Genomic DNA, 19,130 nt, shown 5'->3' on the forward strand with positions numbered 1-19,130 from the left:
GTTGAGCCCCGATCCAATCGGGGCTCAAGCTCAATCGTGCACGGTCAGGACCGGCTTGCCGACCAGGCCGAAGCTGCGCAATTGCCCGAGCAGTTCGTGATGGCCGAACGCCTGGCAGGCGGAGGCGAAGCCCACGCGCTTGGGCCGCTGTTGCAGCAGGTACGCCGCGGCAAAGGCCTGCAGCATGCCGGTCTGCTTGTAGTTGCTGTTGCCGTAGATGACGCAGTGCGCGCGCCCCAGCGGGCCGGAGGCGTACACCGAATCCAACGACTTGTTGACGCGCGGGTTCTCGCGCGGCGGCATGGTGTTCATCACGCCGGCAGCAGTCTGCGCCAGCGCGGCGTAGCGCTCGTCGGGCTTCATGTCCTTGGTCGCTTCCAGCGCGGCGGCAACGATCTGCGGCACGCCCAGCATCAGCGCGCGGTTGAACACGCCGCCCAGCACCTTCACGTTGGCCACGCGCGGATCGCGCTTGAACCACACCGGGTGCGAGGTGCCGCCCCAGGGCAGCGCCAGCGCCAGTTCGTGCTGGCCGGGGATGGCGAGGTTGTAGAGGCCGGCATCGGGCTGATGCTCGACGTACTTGTTCTGCTCCAGGTAGTAAGCCTTGGCCATCGCGGCGTTGACCAGGATGGTCTGCGTCGAGGCGATGGTCGGGCTGCCGCCCCAGAACACGGCGATATCAAGCGTGTCCAGGCCGGGCGTCTCCAGGCACAGCTGCGCGGCGATCTCGCCGGTGGTGTACATCTGCGCGATGCCCGGCGCGAGCAGCAGGCCGGCATTGGCGAACTTGGTGCCAAACTCCTGCTCGAGCGTGATCAGCCAGTCCTGCTCGCCGGTGGTGTCGGTGTAGTGGCACTTGGCAGCCAGGCAGGCCTGCACCACCTCGCCGCCGAACTTGGCGAACGGTCCCACGGTGTTGAGCACCACCGAGGCGCCCTTGAACAATTCGGTCAGCGCCGCCACGGTGTGCGGCACCGTCACCACCTCGTAGTCGGCGGTCTCGATGCCGGCCACGTTCGACTTCATCGCGGCATTGAGCTTCTCGCCGCTGCGACCGGCGGCGATGAAGGGGATGTTGTACTCACGCAGATATTCGCAGACCAGCCGGCCGGTGTAGCCGGAAGCGCCATAGACGATGACGGGCTTCTTCTCGCTCATTGCGATCCTCCGAAATGCTTGTTGTCGGCCTTGTTGCTACATGCCCATGCCGCCATCGACCGGAAGGCCGATGCCGGTGATGAAGCGGGCCTCGTTCGAGCACAGGAACACCGCGGCGTCGGCGATGTCGGAGACCTCGGCGAGCTTGCCGAGCGGCGTCTGCTCCACCACCGAGCCGACGGCGGCGTTGACGTCGGGCGCAAGACCGATCTTCACGATGTCATTGGCGAGCTGCAGGCCCATGTCGGTCGGGATCAGGCCGGGATAGATGCAATTCACCCGCACCCCATAGCCGAGCTTGCCGGCTTCCATCGCGCCGACCCGCGTCATGCGATCGACGGCGGATTTGGTGCCGGAGTAGACGGCGATACTCGGAAAGGCGATCGTCGCTGCGACCGAGGCGATGTTGACGACTGCACCGCCCTTGCCCGCGGCTCCGCCCGGCCGCATCGCGCGGAAGGCGTGCTTCATGCCGAGCACGGTGCCGACGATGTTGACGTCGCACATGCGGCGCGCGTCCTCGGCCTTGATGTCGGCGACCAGCGAGGTGATCTCGATGCCGGCATTGTTGATCAGGATGTCGTAGCCGCCGAGGGTTTCGACCGTTGCGGCGACGGCCCGCTCCCATTGCGCGTCGTCGGTGACGTCGAGCTTGACGAAGCCGGTTTTCACCCCGGCCTTGGCGATCTCGGCGGCGCTGGCCTTGCCGGCATCGTCGAGAATATCACCGATCATGACCGCGGCGCCGGACCGCGCCAGCGCCTGCGCGATCGCCGCGCCAATCCCCCGGGCGCCGCCGGTGACCAGGGCTTTCCTGCCTTCAAGGCTCTTCGCACTCATGACGTAGTCCTCCCTTTGCTTGGTGATTGATCGGTGCCTTGGCGATCGACAGCACGCTCGGCGGCCTTGCGCATTCTGAGCGCATTGGTGGTCACGGCCGGCGTCGGCGGGGCGCAGCGTTGGCGCGCCCGGCAGTGCATTCCCTCCTTGATGTCGTTAGGTCAGCCGTCTTGACGGTTGTCCAAATTATTGCGCCAACCCTCGTCCAGGAACTTGACACTTGTCAAGCCTGAATTTGACAAGTGTCAAAGAGGATGATTGTGAAGAGATGGAGTGCGCTGCGGTTCGCGCGGTATAAGTTGCTGCAGGGAAGAGACAGGAAAGGCACCAGATGGCGCGGCAAGCGACAGGAGCGGCCCAACGCGTGGCGGTGGCGGCCGAGACGCTGCGCGACGAGAAGTTCAACGCACGACGCGTCGAGCTTGCGGAGGCCGCGCTGGAAACACTCGGCGAGCTCGGCTTCGCGCGCACCAGCCTGCGCGAGATCGCGCAGAACTCCGCGTTCACGCACGGCGTGTTTCACTACTACTTCAGCGACAAGCTCGATCTGATCTGCTGCTGCGTCCGTCACTACAAGGCGAAATGCGTGACGCGCTACGACGAGGTGGTGACGACGGCACGAAGCCGCGACGAATTGACCGAAGGCTTCCTCGCCAAGCTCGCGGCGACGTTGCAGGACGAAGCCCGCATGCACCGGCTCTGGTATGACCTGCGCTCGCAGGCGATGTTCGAGCCCGCGTTTCGCAAGGACGTGCTCGAGATAGACAAGAGCCTGGAAGCGATGATCTGGCGCATCGCCACGCGCTACGCCGAGTTGGGCAACAGGAAGCCGGCATCGTCTCCGGCTGCGCTCTACGCGCTATTCGACGGCCTGTTCCAGAGCGCGCTGCTCAGGCACCTCGCCAGCGACGAGAAGGCGATCCCCGATCTGCTCGACGAAGTCCGCCGTCTGCTGCCGACGATCTGTTGAGAGACTTGCGAACGCTTCGTAGCCCGGATGGAGCGCAGCGAAATCCGGGATCCGTACCGACGGCGAGATTCCCGGATTGCGCTTCGCTTCATCGGGGCTACGGACCTGATGGCGACGCATATTGCCGATGCGCAAGCGCGCAACAGCCGACAACTGCTCAGATGATAATCGCGCGCCGAGTGATTACGCCGCGCTCGCCGGCGGCAGCGCGAGCACCGAGTAGATCGCCTGCGCGTCGCGCGAGGCACGCAGCTTCTTGGCGACGTCCTGGTCGCGCAGCAGGCGGGCGATGCGCGCCAGCGCCTTGAGGTGATCGGCGCCGGCGCCTTCGGGCGCCAGCAGCAGGAAGATCAGATCGACCGGCTGGCCGTCCATCGCCTCGAAATCGATCGGGCGCTCGAGACGGGCGAAGAAGCCGAACAGCTTCTCCAGCTTGGGCAGCTTGCCGTGCGGAATGGCGACGCCATAGCCGACCGCCGTGGTGCCCAGCTTCTCGCGCTGCAGCAGCACCTCGAAGATCGCGCGTTCGTTCTGCCCGGTCAAAGCGGACGCACGCGCGGCGAGTTCCTGCAGCGCCTGCTTCTTGCTGATGACTTTCAAAGCCGGGAGAATCGCCTCGGGTGCGACCAAATCGGTAATCGGCATTGGGACGTTCCGAGGTGAATGAACCGTCAGGTTGCGAAATAGGCTTTACAGCGGCGGCGTCAAGAAGTTGAGGTGGGATGCGGGCTTAGCCCGGGTCCAGCTGGCAGGGCTTCTACTCCAACGTATCGGCGGTGCCAACACCTGCGAACCCTGTTCCGCCCCCTTATTGCTGGAGGCGGCGGACCATAAGCAGGGCTGGCTTCGGACGTCAATGCCATGGGCCATATATCCTCAGGGGCTCACCGCCGGCGGGTCGACCCAGCCGACATTGCCGTCCGTACGGCGGTATATGATGTTCAACCGGCCACTGCCGCCATGCTGGAATACCAGGCAGGAGGCGCCGGTCAGATCGAGCTCCATGACGGCTTCGCTGACCGACAGCCGTTTCAGCGCAGTGGTTGCCTCGGCAATGATCACCGGGCTGTATTCGGTGACCTCATCCTCGTTCTCGGGCGCCTCGATGACGTAGCTCGGCGCGTCGAGCCCGACGCCGTTCAATTCGGCAAACGCAGCGTTCGCGGTGTAGGTCTTGCGGGCCGAGCGGTCCTTGAGCCGGCTCTTGTAGCGGCGCAGGCGCTTCTCGATCATCAAGAGCGCGGCGTCCGCGCTGGCATAGGCGTCGGCGGCGTTGGATTCGGCTTCCAGCGTGATGCCGGAATCCAGATGCAGCGAGCAGTCGGTTCGGAAGCCGAAGCCATCCTTGCTCAGCGTGATGTGACCGGAATAGTTGCCATCAAAATACTTTCGCAGGACCTCGTCGGTGCGCTCGCTGACGCGCGCGCGAAGCGCCTCGCCGATGCTGATGCTCTTTCCCGAGATTCGAAGGGTCATTTGATGCCTCAATTGCTGGATGCCTCGATCACTCTTGCAGGAGCATGATGCTTGCTGGGCTTCCGGTCACCTCCCTTGCTGGACGACGCTTCGCCAGGAAAGATTGAGACTATCGCGATTTGACGCGAACGCAACGAGGGCATGATCCTGCCCGTACTCGGACGGGGTCATCCTGACAAAGTAACCTAAACGGGGGCTGTATCGCGCGAGCGGTCGGGCGAGGAGGCAGGAGCCGAAAGGGCATTACCGAGCATGCTCTGTTTGTCACGGCGGCGCTGCACCGAGGATGGTATCCGCATCGCCTCGCGGTACTTCGCGACGGTGCGGCGGGCAATATCAATGCCCGAAGCGCGCAAACGTTCCACGATCGTGTCGTCGGACAGAATCGCCGACGCCGCCTCGCCGTCGATCAATTGCTTGATGTGGTGACGCACCGCTTCGGCCGAATGCGCCTCGCCGCCGTCGGCGGAGGCGATCGACGCGGTGAAAAAATACTTCAATTCAAAACTGCCGCGATTGGTCGCCATGTATTTGTTGGCGGTGACGCGCGACACCGTCGATTCATGCATCTGGATCGCATCCGCCACCGCCTTCAGATTGAGCGGACGTAAGTGCGCGACGCCATAGGTGAAGAATCCGTCCTGCTGGCGGACGATTTCGGTTGCGACCTTCAGGATGGTGCGGGCGCGCTGATCGAGCGCGCGGACCAGCCAGGTCGCGTTCTGCAGGCAGTCGGTGAAGTACGACTTGTCACCGTCCTTGCGGATCGTCTTCGACAGCTCAGAGTAATAGGTCTGGTTGACGAGGACGCGCGGCAGAGTGTCGCTGTTGAGCTCGACATGCCAGCCGCCGTCGGGGCCCGGACGCACGTAAACGTCGGGCACCATGGTCTGCGTCCGCGCGGTGCCGAACTTCAACCCCGGCTTCGGATCGAGCCGGCGGATCTCCGCGATCATGTCGGTGATGTCTTCGTCGTCGACGCCGCACAGCTTTCGCAAGGCCGCGATGTCGCGCTTGGCGAGCAGATCGAGGTGCTCGACCAGCGCCTGCATCGCCGGATCGTAGCGATCGAGCTCGCGCAGCTGGATCGCCAGGCACTCGCTCAGGTTTCGCGCGCACACGCCCGGCGGATCGAACTTCTGCAGCACCGCGACGACCTCGTCGACCGCTTGCTGCGACGCTCCGAGCCGCTCGGCGGCCTGGCCGAGATCGGCCGGCAGGTAGCCGGCGTCGTCGACCAGGTCGATCAGATACTGCCCGATCATGCGCTGCGCCGGCGCCGAGAACGCCACCGCGAGCTGTTCGGCGAGATGGTCGGCGAGCGTCAGCTCAGCGGCCACGAAGGCTTCGAGATTGTATTCGTCGTCGCTGGAGGCGCCGCCACCCCATTCGGTATAGACCGACGGCGGCGCGTCCTGCGCGGCCCGCGCGGCGGCTTCGGCCGGCTCTTCGGAAAACACGTTGTCGAGCCCGGTATCGAGCGTCTGCTCGATCTCGGCGCGGGTGCCGAGGTCGCGGTTCAGCCACTCCTCCTGGCCGGGCTCAAAGCCGGCTTCGCCGCTGGAGCCTGCGGTCATGTCGGACGCCTCGCCCTCGTCTCCGTAGCTCGAGGAACCATCGGAATCGCCGTAGTCCGGCCGCTCCATCGCCGGCTCGCCCGCCACCGGCGGTTCCGGCCCGTCGGCGGCCCGCTCGAGCAGCGGGTTGCGCTCCAGCTCTTCCTCGACAAAGGCCGACAGATCCAGGTTCGACAGTTGCAGCAGCTTGATCGCCTGCATCAGCTGCGGCGTCATTACCAGCGACTGCGACTGGCGGAACTCTAGTCTTTGCGTCAGCGCCATGGAGGCAAGATCGATCCTAAAAATTGGCTCGATTCTTGCTTATCTTAGTCCGCTTGGGATGTACACGGCTTGACGGATGCAAAATTTGGGCTACAGGCGGAATTCCTCGCCAAGGTAAAGCCTGCGTACATCCGGGTCGTTAACGATCTCCTCCGGGCTGCCCTCAGTCAAGATTTCACCGGCATAGACGATATAGGCACGGTCGGTGAGGCCGAGCGTCTCGCGGACGTTGTGGTCGGTGATGAGCACGCCGATGCCGCGGTTGGTGAGATGGCGCACGAGGTCCTGGATGTCGCCGACCGCGATCGGGTCGATGCCGGCGAACGGCTCGTCAAGCAGCATGTAGTTCGGGCGCGTCGCCAGCGCGCGCGCAATCTCGACGCGGCGGCGCTCGCCGCCGGACAGCGCGATCGACGGGCTCTTGCGCAGCCGCGTGATGTTGAACTCGTCGAGCAGCGAATCCAGCTCGTGCTCGCGCTTCTTCTTCGAGGGCTCGACGACCTCGAGCACCGCGCGGATGTTCTGCTCGACCGTCAGGCCGCGGAAGATCGAAGCTTCCTGCGGCAGATAGCCGATGCCGAGTCGCGCGCGCTGATACATCGGCAGCTTGGTGACGTCGTGGCCGTCGAGCTCGATAGCGCCGCGATCGGCCTTGATCAGGCCGGTGATCATGTAGAACACGGTGGTCTTGCCGGCCCCATTCGGCCCAAGCAGGCCGACCGCCTCGCCGCGGCGCACATAGATGCTGACGCCGCGCACGACCTGGCGGCTGCCAAAACTCTTTTCCACGCTATGCACAGCCAGGTAGCCCGGCCGCTTGATAAGCTGCGGCGCCGAAGCGGCGTTGTTCTTAGCCGGATTCCTGGCCGGCCTCGCCCGCGCCGGGGCGGGTGCTGCTGCGGGTTGGGATCGCGGCAGCTCGACGGCGGGAACCGGAGCGGCGCGCGCCATCGGCGGCGCGTCGCGCACCGGTGACGTCAGCATCTCGCCGAACTGATCGCCGAGCGCCGTGATGTCGTCATGCGCGCGCGCAAATCCGGAACTGCGTTTCGCAGGGCGCCGCCGGAACATGCCGAGAAAATCCACCATCCCCGCTTCGCTTCAGCCTTTCACGGTGATCCCGCGACCTTGCCTGCGCACCAATCGATTCGCACGGCAAAGCGCCAGCATGCGCCTTGAATGAATGGATGCCCCTGTCCCGGCCAACATAACTCCCCCTCAAAGGCACATCGTCCGGCCGGGCCGCTGGAGTAGATACAGTCTCGTCCCGCGCGCTTCAACCTCGCGGTCGCAAAATATTATCTAACTTATTGATTCTACTTCACCTTACGTGAAGCTTACTTTGTGAAGCCTATTTCGACTTGCTACCCGGAAGCAGTTGAAGCGGCGACGGGGCTGCTGGGGCCGCACCGGGGGCAGCCGGCGCGCCGCAGCCGCCCTTGCCGTTCTGTCCGCCCTGCGACTGGATGAACAGGCCCTGCACCTTGCCGCTGTCGGATTCCACCCGCGAGACGCCGGTGGTCATGTCGACCAGCAGACGGTCGCCGCGCAGCACGTTCTGGCACTGGGTCAGCACCACCTGGCCGCCACCGCCGCCGAGCATGGTGATCAGGTTGGTCTTGGTGTCGAAGATCGCGGTCTCGCCGGTGACGACCTGATCCTTCTGGGTGACGACGACATTGCCCTTCGCCTCCAGGCGCTTGATCGAGGACGCGCCGCCGGGGCCGGGCGTTGCCGATTGGATCGGCGCGCCTTTCTGAGCGGCGGCAGCCTTGGTGCCGCCCGCAGCCGGCGCCGGCGTCTGGGTCGACTTATCCTCGTAGAACACGACCAGCACCTTCGAGGTCATGGTGGTGTCGCCCTGCACGACCTTCACATTGCCGGCGAAGGTCGCCTCCTTCTTCTTGTCGCGCATTTCGAGCGAGGCGGCCTCGATCTGGATCGGCTGGTCGCGGTTCTGCGAAAATCCCTGCATGGCGTTGGGAACGCCACTCATCGAGCCCTGCGCGGACGCAGCGCCGGCTGCGAACAGCGTGAGCAGAAAGGCCGCAATTGCGATGCCGTGCGGAAAACGTCTCATCATCAAATTCATTTCGGGTTGGCGGACTTGCGCGGCTTCGGTGGCGGCGGAGGTGGCGCGGGCTCGGCGGGCGGGCTCGGATTGTTGTCGCCAAGCTTGTCCAGGTTCATCACGACATTGCCTTCGAACCGCACGAGCTCGCCGCTGTTGTAGATCCTGAGGCGGTCGGCGGTCAGCGTGCCTTCGAGCAGCTTGACATCGACATGCTCGTCCGACGACACGTTGCCCTTGTTGATGTCAACGAAGGCCTGCGTCAGCTTGGCCTCATAGCCGGTGGACGATTGCAGGAAGATATCCTCGCGCAGGTCGAGCAGCTGCTTCTTGTTGTCGAAGAAGCCGGTGCGCGCATCCATCGTCACCGTCGACTGATCCTGCTGCGCCACCTTGGCGCGGATCGTCTTCAGCTCGACATGATCAGGATCGGTGACGTCCTGGATCGCCGCCTTGGCCCACATCTCATAGGGCCGGCCTTCGGCCGAGAAGCCGGCGATATGCGGCGATTCCATCGTGATCTTGGTGCCTGACACCACGAGGTTGTCCATCTCGACCGGCAGCTTGGGGATCATCTCGCGGAATGGATTGTAGACCGAGACGAAGATGATCGAGGCCATCGACAGCCCGACCACCGCGGGCACCGCGATCCGGAGGATCCGCACCATGCGGCTGTGCCGCGCGGCGGCGGCAAAGCGCGCCTCGAGGCCCGTGACATAGCCGGGATTCTGGGCTGGATTCTGAACCGAATTCACCTGAGCTCCAGAGGCGCGAAATTGCCCCTATTCTAGCCGGAGCCGCCCCAATATGCAGCCCGGACCTCGCGTCGCGCCCCCCAAGCCGACTTCAAGGCGGACCACGCGTGAACAGTTTGGCCGAAACGGGGCGGAACCGGCCCCGCTGCGACGAATTCGGCGCCCATCATGAACGGGCGAAATCACGAATGGGCGAAGATGTCCTCGGCCTCCCAGCCGTCGAGATCGAGCCTGGCGCGGGCGGGGAGGAAATCGAAGCAGGCCTTCGCGAGATCCGTGCGTCCCTCGCGCGCCAGCATGACATTCAACTTGTCGCGCAGCGCATGCAGATGCAGAACGTCAGAGGCGGCATAGGCGAGCTGAGCCTCGCTGAGGCTTTGCGCACCCCAGTCGCTCGACTGCTGCTGCTTCGACAATTCGACGTTCAGCACCTCGCGCACCAGATCCTTCAGGCCATGGCGATCGGTATAGGTGCGCGACAGGCGCGAGGCGATCTTGGTGCAATAGACCGGCGCCGGCATCACGCCGAACGTGTTGTAGAGCACCGCGACGTCGAACCGGGCGAAATGGAAGATCTTGGTGATCGCAGGATTGGCGAGCAGCGCCTTCAGGTTCGGCGAGTCGGTGTGCCCCTTCGGAATCTGGATCACGTCGGCGGTGCCATCACCGTTCGACATCTGCACCACGCAGAGCCGGTCACGGTGCGGATGCAGTCCCATGGTCTCGGTGTCGATTGCCACGGAATCGGTGTAGCGGGACAGATCAGGCAGGTCGCCGCGATGCAGGCGGATGGTCATGCTGTCAAAAACCTCGTCGAATCGCTCTCGGGACAAGCTATCGTTCAATTCCCCGACAGGCGAGCGTGCATCAAGCCTCGTTGTCCAAGCCTTGGCTTGCGTCTCGGCGTCAAAGCCCGTCAAGGGCGGAGCGCCGGCAACGCGAACCTCATTGTGCACGCACAGATGGTTCAGGGTTTAGCGCCATTGTGCAGCGGAGACAATGGCTTGGGCAGTCCACAGCGCCCACGCAAGTGCGCCATTATTGCCAGCTGACGCGCAGTCCGAACCGGCCGGTGATGTCGTCACGGCGGGTGCTGTCCACCGACGTCGTGTAACCCGCGCTCGCATAGGCGCTGATCGTGCGATTGAGCTGCGCGGTAACACCGGCGCCGATCTCGACGGCGGTGCCGCGGCTTTGCACGCCGATCAGGTCGGTGGTCGCGAAGGCGATGCTGCGGTCATTCGCAGCCGTGTGCCAGAGATTGGCTTCGAGATAGGGACGCAGTTCGGCGGTGCCGACAATGAAGGTCGCGGGAACGCGCACGCCGAGCCGGCCGGTCAGCGTATCGGCGCTGCCGGGCGCGACGCTGGAGAAGATGTCGTTGAAGCTGTCGAACGACTGGCGCTGCCAGATCAGTTGCGCCTGCGGCTCGATCGCGAGAAAGCGGTTCAGCGGGATCGGCACGCCGGCTTCCAGCGACGCGGCGACGCCGGTGCCCGACACAAGCGCGCCGACCTGACGATCCGACTGCGGGCTTGCACCGTAGAAGCTGCCCATCAGCACGGCGTCGACGTACCAGCCTGAGGGACCGATATGGGTCCAGTAGCCGCCGACATTCTGGCTGTCGATCGAGAGCGTGCCGGTGCGGACGTTGTTCATGCCGAGCGCGAAGCCGTTGATGGTGCCGCTGGCCCAGCCATACGCATAGAACAAGCCCGCGCGATCATGATGCCCGGGCGCCGATTCAAAGCGCAGGATATCGACGCCGACCTGCACGCCGGCCATGGTGCCGTCGAAGGACGGGCTGACCGTGCCAGCCCAGCTCTGCGAGCTATGCGAACCGTACGCGCGCGCCCACGCCGCCGGCTGTTCGCCGCCGGCGGTCAGCATGGCCTGATCGCCCTGGCGCTGATGGAAGGTGCCGAGCGTTGCGAGCCCGAGCTTCTGCGCGACCTGAGGCAACGCCGAATAGACCGCGACTTCCTCGCGGTAGAACTCGACGGGTGCGGCGCCTGCCGGCGGCGGCGTCAGCGACGACAGGTCCTCGGCGGGCAGCATCGCGGGCGGCGGCACCACGTTGGGCGAGGCCGGCGGCGTTGGTGCGGGTGCAGCCGGCGGCGCCGGCGACGAGGTGCCGGGCAATAGCTGCGAGCGCAGATACCAGTTGTCGGCGCTGCCGGCCGAGACGCCGCCGCGAAACAGCAGATATTCGTGCGCGCCGGCCACGACGGCGTTGGAGAGGCCGAATGCACCGGGGGCCGTGCTTCCGCCGTTGACCGCTTGCACCACCATGATGCCGTCCGCGGTGGTCAGCGCGCCAGCGCCGCCGGCATTGGTGACGGTCACCGCGGTCGAGCCCGACGCAGTGCCGCCGGAGATGACGAGCCGATCCGACGGTGAGCCGTCGCCACCGAGCACGGTGCGCAGATAAAGCCCGCCGCCATTGCCGACATAGTTGCCTGCGATCGTCAGGCTGTTCGCTGCGGTGGCGCCGCCATTGGTGAGATTGATGACGCCGGCGTTGGTGACGGTGATCGGCGGCCCGCCCGGAAACGACGTGATCGACGGATTGGCGCCGTTGCCGGCCAGCAGGCTGGTCCCCGCCGCAATCGACACATTGCCGGTCAGCGAGGTCTGCAGCGTCAGCGAACCGCTGTTGATGAAGGTGTTGGCGAAGGTGCCGGTGCCGGCCCAGGTCCAGTCAGTGCCCTCCATCGTCAACGTCTGGAAGCGCGCGAACGCATTGTCGGCCGTGCCGCTGCCTTGCAGCCGCACCTGGTTGTTGCCGCCGCCGCCATCGGCAAGGCCTGATATCTGCGAGCCGGTTTGCAGGATCATCGTCACCGCGCCGCCGCCGCCCGCGAGCGCCGTGCCGCTGTTGCCGGCGATCAGGCCGGCATTGACGATGGTGGTGGCGCCGTTGAGCGTGCGGATCGCGGGCCCGTTCTGGCTGATGATCTTGCCGCCGGCGAGGTTCTCGATGCGCGCGGTGAACGACGAACCGGCGGTGTTGGAGAACACACCGTCGGCATTGACGCCACGCGCCTCGATGGTGCCGCTGTTACGCAGGACGGCGGCATTGCCTTGCATGAAGACGGTGTTGTTGGCGGTGCCGCCGGCATCACCGCCGGTCGTCAGCAGCGTGCCGGTGTTGGTGATGGTCATGAATTGTCCGGCGGAGAAGATCGCACGCGCACCGGCGCCGGCCGTGGTGATGGTGCCGCTATTGGTGAAGCTGTTGCTGTCGCCGGTCTGCACATAGAGGCCGTGCGACTGCGGGCCCTGGGTCGTGATGGTCCCGGTATTGATCAGCGTATTGTTGTTGTGCTGCGTGAGACCGGTGATGGCAAGCCCGCGCGAGGTGCCGTTCTGCGTCGTGATCGTGCCGTTGTTGATCAGCGTGTTGCCGTTGCTGCTGGCGGCGATCGCATTGCTGCCGGCGCCCGTGGTCGTGATCACGCCCGACGCAGCATTGGTGAAGACATTGCCGTCGCCGCTGCCGAGGATTCCGGTGCCGCCGCCGCTGATGGTCAACGTGCCGTTGTTGGTGGCGGCGCTGCTGGAGACAAGGCCGATCGCGGTCGCACCGGCGCCTGGCGTGATGCCGGCGCCCTGCAGCACGTTCACGGTGACGTTCGAGCTGCCGGCTGCGGCCTGCACGCCTGCGGGCGAGGGATTCGGCGTCGTGGTCGAGCATGTCACCGTCTGACCGCTCACCGGCGCAAGACTGTCGCAGGCGGCAAACGCCTGCGAGACCGATAGAAGACAGCCGCCACCCAGAGTGCACGACAGGATCGCCGCAAGCCGCGATGAAACCATGCCCTTACTCCAACCTCGGCGCGAACCCGACCCCGGCCTCACGCCACCTGTACCCCCTGCCCCGCTCTCAGCGTCGGCTGATCCGCTCCGTTCAAGCTTGAGACGTTTTGTGACGATCTGTTGCTGGATCGCCACAGACGGAACCTTCAGCTGTATTACTTCGATTCACATCCTTTGCGTGCATACGCTTTCATGTCCATGATGTACAGAGCGCCCGCGTTGCAGGCCTCCCCGGCCACAACGCGGTACGCGCTTCAACTCTCGCGAAGCCGCTCGGACACAGATTTGCTCGCGCGACGGCCCGTCGACCGGGCCGCTTCCGGTGGAACTTGTGATGTGCAGCCCCGTGAAATCATCCCAAGCGCTCCCTATTTGTTGCCAGCCCGCACTTACCCTTCAGTGAAATGAGCCTCATGTCGGAACAGACCATCGCCGCGCCGATCGACGAGCCGCAGGAACGCGGCTTTTCGCGCTATCAATCGCTCCTGATCGCGCTGCTTGCCTTCACGCAGTTCACCCTGATCCTCGACTTCATCATCATGTCACCGCTCGGCGCCATCCTGATGCCGTCGCTCAACATCACGGCCGGCCAGTTCGGCGTCGCGGTCTCGGCCTATGCGTTCGCGGCGGGCATTTCCGGCATCCTCGCCGCCGGCTTTGCCGATCGCTTCGACCGCAAGCGGCTCTTGCTGTTCTTCTATGTCGGCTTCACGTTCGGCACCGTGCTGTGCGCACTGGCGCAGAATTTCCATATCTTGCTGCTCGGCCGCATCGTCACCGGCCTGTTCGGCGGGGTGATCGGCTCCGTCGTGCTCGCCATCGTCACCGACCTGTTTCCGCTGCATCTGCGCGGCCGGGTGATGGGCTTCATCCAGACCGCGTTCGCCGCGAGCCAGGTGCTCGGCGTGCCCGCCGGACTTTTCCTGGCCAATCACTGGAACTGGCACGTCTGCTTCGTCGCTATCGTCGGCCTGTCGATCGCGGCGATCGCCACCATCGCGCTGGTGATGGAGCCGGTCGACGGGCATCTCAAGCTGCAGCACGACCGCAACCCGTTCCAGCATTTGATCTCAACCGTCGCGCAGCCGCGCTACACGCTGGCCTTTTTGGTCACGACGCTGCTGGCGACCGGCGGCTTCATGCTGATGCCGTTCGGCAGCGCCTTCACCGTGCACAATCTCGGCATCGATATCGTCCATCTGCCGACGATCTATCTGGTCTCCGGGCTGTTCAGCATCCTGATGGGACCGCTGGTCGGCCGCGCCAGCGATGCGTTCGGCAAATATCCGACCTTCATCTTCGGCTGCATGGTGTCGGCCATCATGGTGCTGATCTACACCCACCTCGGCCACGTCTCGCTGCTGACCGCGATCATCGTCAATGTGCTGATGTTCGTCGGCATCTTCTCGCGCATGATCCCGTCGCAGGCGCTGATGTCGGCGATTCCGGACGCCAGCCAGCGCGGCTCGTTCAGCGCGGTCTCAGCGTCGGTGCAGCAATTGTCGGGCGGGCTCGGCTCGGTGGCGGCAGCCGCGATCGTCGCCGAAAATCCGGACGGCTCGCTGCTGCATTTCGACCGCATCGGCTATGTCGTGGTAGCGAGCTCGATGATCTCGCTGATCGCGATGTATTTTGTGCAGCGGCCGATCGCAAAGCGCGCGGGGCGGCGGGTGGTGTGATGGGCGGTCGCGGATCTGGAGGTATGGCGGCCGGGACGAGCTTGAATCGGCCAGCGCGGACCAATTGGTGGCGCGGGCTGGCCGTCTCGTCCGATTGGTCTTGTCGATACTGGATTGATCTCGTTAGGCAGCGACGCAACGATCCGCTTACTTCTAAGATCAGTGCTGCCTGAAGCCCAAACGCCCTCGTCGGTGGCGGGTCACGGCTTCGCCTAACCCGCCCCACGAACGTTAGCGATTTCAATCGCTTAAAAAGGGGGTGGTGCCCAGGAAAGGACTCGAACCTTCACGGCCGTTAAGCCACTGGCACCTGAAGCCAGCGCGTCTACCAATTCCGCCACCTGGGCATGTGGAGCGGCTTAGTAAGGATCGGTTACGCGCTTGTCAAATTCGCGATTGGAAATTCAAATAGCCTGTACAGGATTGGGCTGATGGCGTATCGCGAGAAGCGCTAAATACGCCCAATCGCTCTCGAATCCGGCAGGAATGGACCTCATGGCATCGAACCTGGAAACGCTCGTCACGGTCTTCGGCGGATCGGGTTTTCTGGGACGGAACGTGGTCCGGGCGCTCTGCAAGCGCGATTACCGCGTGCGAGTCGCGGTGCGGCGGCCTGAGCTGGCCGGCCACCTGCAGCCGCTCGGCCGCGTCGGGCAGATTCATGCCGTCCAGGCCAATGTGCGCTACCCGGCCTCGGTCGAGGCGGCGATGCGTGATTCGCATATCGCCATCAACCTGGTCGGCATCCTGGCCGAGGGCGGCGGGCAGAGCTTTGACGCGGTGCAGGTGAAGGGCGCCGAGACCATCGCCAAGGCGGCCGCTACAGCAGGCGCCAAGATGGTCCACGTCTCGGCGATCGGGGCCGATAAGGATTCGCTGTCGGGCTATTACCGCGCCAAGGCGGAAGGCGAGCAGGCGGTGCAGGCGGCCCTGCCGCAGGCCACCATCATGCGGCCGTCGCTGCTGTTCGGGCCCGAGGATCAATTCACCAACCGCTTTGCGGCGCTGGCGCGGATGTCGCCGGTGCTGCCGCTGGTCGGCGGTGGCGTCAACAAGGTGCAGCCGGCCTATGTCGCCGACGTCGCGGACGCCGTGGCCGATGCCGTCGACGGCAAGGCGAAGCCGGGCGCGACCTACGAGCTCGGCGGCCCGGAAGTGCTGACCATGCGCGAGGTGATGCAGATCATCCTTCAGATCACCCAGCGCGACCGCATGCTGGCGCCGCTGCCGTTCGGCCTCGCCAAGCTGCAGTCGTATGTCCTGCAATTCGCGCCGGGGCCGTTCACGTTGACCCCGGATCAGGTCGCGATGCTGCGCTCGGACAATGTGGTGTCCGACGCCGCCAAGGCCGCCGGTCTGACCTTCGCCGGCCTCGGCATCACGCCCGATTCGATGGAAGCGATCGCCCCGCAATATCTCTGGCGCTTCCGCGCGACGGGGCAGTTCCAGAAGAAGAGCGCGTAAGCACTCTCCACCCGCCGTCCCGGCGAAGGCCGGGACCCATAGCCACAAATGTCCGCTTTGTGCGGAGCTGTGGCCCCATCGCGCGTAACCAACAAAGACTTGGGGTTATCGGCCCCTGCTTTCGCAGGGACGACAGCGGAGCGCGCCTTACCGTCCCATCGCCAACGCGATCAGGCCGAGCGTGCCGACGATCACGCGCCACCAGGCGAAGAAGGTGAAGCCGTGGCGGGTGACGTAGTTGAGGAACGTCTTCACCACGACCATTGCAACGATGAAGGAGACCACGAAACCGACCGCGATGACGCTGAGATTGTCCGAGGTGAAGTCGGCGCGGTTCTTGTAGAAATCATAGGCGAACGCGCCGATCATGGTCGGGATCGCGAGGAAGAACGAGAACTCCGCCGCCGAGCGCTTGTCGGCGCCGAGCAGCATCGCCGCCACGATGCTGGCGCCGGAGCGCGACACGCCGGGGATCATCGCCAGGCACTGCGCGACGCCGATCCAGAAATACATCAACAGCGGGAACCGGGTCGCATCGTCCTCGTACACTTTGAGATCGAGCTGATCGACCCAGAGCAGGACGGCGCCGCCGACGATCAGCGTGAAGCAGACCACCCACGGATTGAACAGGAATTCCTTGATGTATTTGCCGGCGATCAGGCCGATCACGACGGCGGGCAGGAACGCCACCAGCACGCCGATCACGAAGCGGCGGTCGTCGGGGTTGGAGAACATGCCGAGCGCGACGCGCCACAATCTGGTGAAGTAGAGCACGAGGATCGCGAGGATCGCACCAAGCTGAATCAGGATCGCGAAACTCTTCCAGAAATTGCCTTCGCCGAGATTGAAGAAGCGTTCCGCGAGCAGCAGGTGGCCTGTCGAAGAAACCGGCAGGAACTCTGTGACGCCCTCGACGATGCCGAGAATCACCGCCCGCAGCATATCCGTCATCATGATCTGATCTGCCCTGTGTGGAAAACCGAATTCTTCTCGCTTATTCGCACATAGGCCGCAATCGCAAAGAATCGTCAAACAATGGGTTACCCGGCCGATTTGCTGGGCTATAGCGTTTTTGTGACCCGCACCATCTGCGGGGGTGGCTACCGGTTTGCGTGCCGACGCGACATAGAGACGAGCGGAACTGGTCTGGCCAAATCACAGGTTCAGGTCACACAGGTTGATGGTTTCTTAAGCGCCACGACACTACCAAGGGCTTCATGTATACGCTGTATCACCATCCGTTCTGTCCGCATTCGCGCTTCATTCGCCTCGTGCTCGGCGAGTATGGCCTCGATCTGCGCCTGGTGGAGGAACGGGTCTGGGAGCGGCGCGAGGCGTACCTCGCGCTCAATCCGGCGGCAACCACGCCGGTGCTGATCGCCGAGGGCTTTCCGCCGATCCCGGGGGCGCCTGTGATCGCCGAATATGTCGACGAGACGCATGGCCTCGATGCCGGCGAACGTCGGCTGCTGCCGACGTCTTCGGCCGAGCGCGTCGAGGTGCGCCGGCTGATGGCGTGGTTCAACGAGAAATTCTTCGAGGAAGCCTCCAACCCGCTGGTGACCGAGCGGATCTACAAACGCTTCATGAGCGAGGATAATGGCGGCGGTCCGCCGGCCCCCGACATCATGCGCGCCGCCAAGGTCAATGTGCGCTATCATCTGAACTATATCGGCTGGCTGGCGAAGACGCGGAACTATCTCGCCGGTGACCGCCTGACCTACGCGGATCTCGCCGCCGCGGCGCATCTCTCGGCGATCGACTATCTGGGCGACGTGCCATGGAGCGAGGACGACGCGGCAAAGTCGTGGTACGCGCGGGTGAAATCCCGCCCGTCGTTCCGCCCGCTGCTCAGCGAATGGCTGGCGGGGGTGCCGGCATCGCGCACCTATGTGGACCTCGACTTCTGAACCAGGCGGTCAGGCTCTCTCCGTCCGATCTCAAGGCCGCACTTGCGCGCGAGGCGCGCGCGCTCGGCTTCGATGCCATCGGCTTTACCGATCCGGATGCGACGCGCGCGGCCGGACAATATTTTTTGGAATTCCTCGGCTCCGGCGGCCATGGCGAGATGGACTGGCTCGCGGCCAATCCGGAGCGGCGCACGGACCCACGCGTGCTGTGGGGTGGCGTGCGCTCGATCATCATGCTCGGCGTCAATTACGGGCCCGACGACAATCCGCTCAACATTCTCGCGCGCCGATCGCATGGCGCGATCTCGGTCTATGCGCAAGGCGACGACTATCACGACGTGATCAAGAAGCGGCTGAAGATTCTGGCGCGCTGGCTCGCAACGATGACCGGCGATGAAGTGAAAGTGTTCGTCGACACCGCCGCGGTCATGGAAAAGCCGCTCGCGCAAGCCGCCGGCATCGGCTGGCAGGGCAAGCACACCAATCTGGTGTCGCGCGAGTTCGGCTCGTGGCTGTTTCTCGGCGCGATCTATTCCGCGACCGAGCTGCCGAGCGATGAGCGCGAAGCCGATCATTGCGGCAGTTGCCGCGCCTGCCAGGACATCTGCCCGACCGCGGCGTTTCCCGCCCCCTACAAGCTCGATGCGCGGCGCTGCATCTCGTATCTGACGATCGAGAACAAGGGTCCGATCCCGCACGAATTCCGCAAGGCCATCGGCAACCGCATCTATGGCTGCGACGACTGCCTCGCGGTGTGTCCGTGGAACAAGTTCGCGATGGCGGGACGCGAGCAGAAGCTTGCGGCGCGCGACGCGTTACGCGCGCCCGCGCTCGCCGATCTCGCACGCCTCGACGATGCCGCGTTTCGCGCGCTGTTCACGAAATCGCCGGTCAAGCGCATCGGCCGCGACCGCTTGATCCGCAATGTGCTGATCGCGATCGGCAATTCTGGCGATGCAAGCCTCGCCGGTGAGGCGCAGCGGCTGCTCGACGATGCAAGCCCGCTGGTGCGCGGCGCCGCGGTGTGGGCGCTGTCGCAACTGATCGCCCGCGATGCGTTCGCGGCGCTGGCGTCACGGGCCGGTGGCGAGCCCGATGCCAGTGTGCAGCTGGAGTGGCGCGCGGCAGCCGCCTCTTGATTTCA

16 protein-coding genes and 1 tRNA gene are annotated in these 19,130 nt (G+C 64.7%); 5 read left to right on the top strand and 12 right to left on the bottom strand.

What is annotated here, in order from left to right; translation table 11 throughout:
* Positions 1 to 30: 30 nt before the first annotated feature.
* On the bottom strand, positions 31 to 1,161 hold the full coding sequence (locus tag AC066Y_RS20165; protein WP_478275406.1) for a DUF5938 domain-containing protein: 1,131 nt from the start codon (positions 1,159 to 1,161) through the stop codon (positions 31 to 33).
* A gap of 36 nt (positions 1,162 to 1,197) precedes the next feature.
* On the bottom strand, positions 1,198 to 2,001 hold the full coding sequence (locus tag AC066Y_RS20170; RefSeq protein ID WP_092120835.1) for an SDR family NAD(P)-dependent oxidoreductase: 804 nt from the start codon (positions 1,999 to 2,001) through the stop codon (positions 1,198 to 1,200).
* Between the two features lie 331 nt (positions 2,002 to 2,332).
* Here AC066Y_RS20170 and AC066Y_RS20175 point away from each other — a divergent pair, with 331 nt between their 5' ends.
* Entirely contained in the window at positions 2,333 to 2,971 is a 639-nt protein-coding gene (locus AC066Y_RS20175) for a TetR/AcrR family transcriptional regulator (protein ID WP_092120837.1), read from the top strand.
* Positions 2,972 to 3,154: 183 nt separating this feature from the next.
* Here AC066Y_RS20175 and ptsN read toward each other — a convergent pair whose 3' ends face one another.
* From ptsN to AC066Y_RS20215, 8 genes are all read right to left on the bottom strand, one after another.
* Positions 3,155 to 3,616: a PTS IIA-like nitrogen regulatory protein PtsN gene (ptsN, locus tag AC066Y_RS20180; protein WP_016843543.1), complete on the bottom strand. Its 462-nt coding sequence runs from the start codon at positions 3,614 to 3,616 to the stop codon at positions 3,155 to 3,157.
* A 231-nt stretch (positions 3,617 to 3,847) separates the two neighbouring features.
* Positions 3,848 to 4,447: a ribosome hibernation-promoting factor, HPF/YfiA family gene (hpf, locus tag AC066Y_RS20185; protein ID WP_176534627.1), complete on the bottom strand. Its 600-nt coding sequence runs from the start codon at positions 4,445 to 4,447 to the stop codon at positions 3,848 to 3,850.
* A gap of 185 nt (positions 4,448 to 4,632) precedes the next feature.
* Entirely contained in the window at positions 4,633 to 6,288 is a 1,656-nt protein-coding gene (rpoN, locus tag AC066Y_RS20190; protein ID WP_478275407.1) for an RNA polymerase factor sigma-54, read from the bottom strand.
* 90 nt (positions 6,289 to 6,378) lie between these two features.
* On the bottom strand, positions 6,379 to 7,377 hold the full coding sequence (lptB, locus tag AC066Y_RS20195; RefSeq protein ID WP_456719787.1) for an LPS export ABC transporter ATP-binding protein: 999 nt from the start codon (positions 7,375 to 7,377) through the stop codon (positions 6,379 to 6,381).
* A 262-nt stretch (positions 7,378 to 7,639) separates the two neighbouring features.
* Complete coding sequence (locus AC066Y_RS20200; RefSeq protein WP_478275408.1) at positions 7,640 to 8,371, bottom strand: LptA/OstA family protein; 732 nt, start codon at positions 8,369 to 8,371, stop codon at positions 7,640 to 7,642.
* Between the two features lie 5 nt (positions 8,372 to 8,376).
* Positions 8,377 to 9,114, bottom strand: a complete 738-nt coding sequence (gene lptC, locus AC066Y_RS20205; RefSeq protein ID WP_478275409.1) for an LPS export ABC transporter periplasmic protein LptC — start codon at positions 9,112 to 9,114, stop codon at positions 8,377 to 8,379.
* A 182-nt stretch (positions 9,115 to 9,296) separates the two neighbouring features.
* Positions 9,297 to 9,911: a ribonuclease H-like domain-containing protein gene (locus AC066Y_RS20210; RefSeq protein WP_478275410.1), complete on the bottom strand. Its 615-nt coding sequence runs from the start codon at positions 9,909 to 9,911 to the stop codon at positions 9,297 to 9,299.
* 241 nt (positions 9,912 to 10,152) lie between these two features.
* Positions 10,153 to 12,933, bottom strand: a complete 2,781-nt coding sequence (locus AC066Y_RS20215) for an autotransporter family protein (RefSeq protein WP_478275411.1) — start codon at positions 12,931 to 12,933, stop codon at positions 10,153 to 10,155.
* Between the two features lie 413 nt (positions 12,934 to 13,346).
* On the opposite strand from AC066Y_RS20215, the gene AC066Y_RS20220 reads away from it, so the two are divergent.
* Positions 13,347 to 14,612 carry an MFS transporter gene (locus tag AC066Y_RS20220; protein WP_478275412.1) on the top strand — a complete coding sequence of 422 codons (1,266 nt, stop codon included), beginning with the start codon at positions 13,347 to 13,349 and terminating at the stop codon, positions 14,610 to 14,612.
* 260 nt (positions 14,613 to 14,872) lie between these two features.
* On the opposite strand, the gene AC066Y_RS20225 is transcribed toward AC066Y_RS20220, so the two are convergent.
* Positions 14,873 to 14,959, bottom strand: a tRNA-Leu gene (locus AC066Y_RS20225).
* Positions 14,960 to 15,107: 148 nt separating this feature from the next.
* Here AC066Y_RS20225 and AC066Y_RS20230 point away from each other — a divergent pair.
* On the top strand, positions 15,108 to 16,076 hold the full coding sequence (locus AC066Y_RS20230; protein ID WP_478275413.1) for a complex I NDUFA9 subunit family protein: 969 nt from the start codon (positions 15,108 to 15,110) through the stop codon (positions 16,074 to 16,076).
* A gap of 147 nt (positions 16,077 to 16,223) precedes the next feature.
* Here the strand turns inward: AC066Y_RS20230 and AC066Y_RS20235 are convergent, their stop codons facing one another.
* A complete protein-coding gene (locus AC066Y_RS20235) occupies positions 16,224 to 17,030 on the bottom strand; it encodes an undecaprenyl-diphosphate phosphatase (protein WP_478275414.1) in 807 nt (268 codons plus the stop codon).
* Positions 17,031 to 17,293: 263 nt separating this feature from the next.
* Between AC066Y_RS20235 and AC066Y_RS20240 the strand changes: the two genes are divergently transcribed.
* Both AC066Y_RS20240 and queG read left to right on the top strand, forming a co-directional pair.
* Complete coding sequence (locus AC066Y_RS20240) at positions 17,294 to 17,986, top strand: glutathione S-transferase family protein (RefSeq protein WP_478275415.1); 693 nt, start codon at positions 17,294 to 17,296, stop codon at positions 17,984 to 17,986.
* Positions 17,935 to 19,125, top strand: a complete 1,191-nt coding sequence (queG, locus tag AC066Y_RS20245) for a tRNA epoxyqueuosine(34) reductase QueG (protein ID WP_478275416.1) — start codon at positions 17,935 to 17,937, stop codon at positions 19,123 to 19,125. Before AC066Y_RS20240 ends, queG begins: the two co-directional genes overlap by 52 nt.
* Positions 19,126 to 19,130: the final 5 nt, after the last annotated feature.

Source organism: Bradyrhizobium sp. USDA3010 (genome assembly GCF_056429065.1).